At 46.9% G+C, this 271-nt stretch carries 1 pseudogene; it reads right to left on the bottom strand.

Annotated elements, in window-relative coordinates:
* Positions 1-66 precede the first annotated feature (66 nt).
* Positions 67-271: pseudogene (locus NWP17_RS04515) on the bottom strand (hypothetical protein); the annotation flags it as partial.

Raw genomic sequence — 271 nt, 5'->3', positions numbered from 1 at the left:
TTGATTCAGGACGCGGTCTAACTTCAACATTAATGTCACCCTACTTGTCTGCTTGATTATTATCCCTTATTTTCCAACAACTCTAAACAACTCCGGTGGTTGAGCGGAGTCCGAACCAGCTAAGCTGATGTGTAACAGTATGATCGCCACCCCCAGCACCAGAGCAATTAAACCATTAAGCAGTCCCGCCAACAGTACGCCCTCTCGGTCATCTCGTCCGACTGCTTGTGCTGTTAACGCAGTGGTACCCATTCGTAAAAACGATAAAACA

It is taken from the genome of Chrysosporum bergii ANA360D, assembly GCF_029891735.1.
GTDB lineage: Bacteria > Cyanobacteriota > Cyanobacteriia > Cyanobacteriales > Nostocaceae > Umezakia > Umezakia bergii.
The sequence above is the reverse complement of the archived record's forward strand: the minus strand, read 5'-3'. Positions and strand labels throughout refer to the sequence as shown.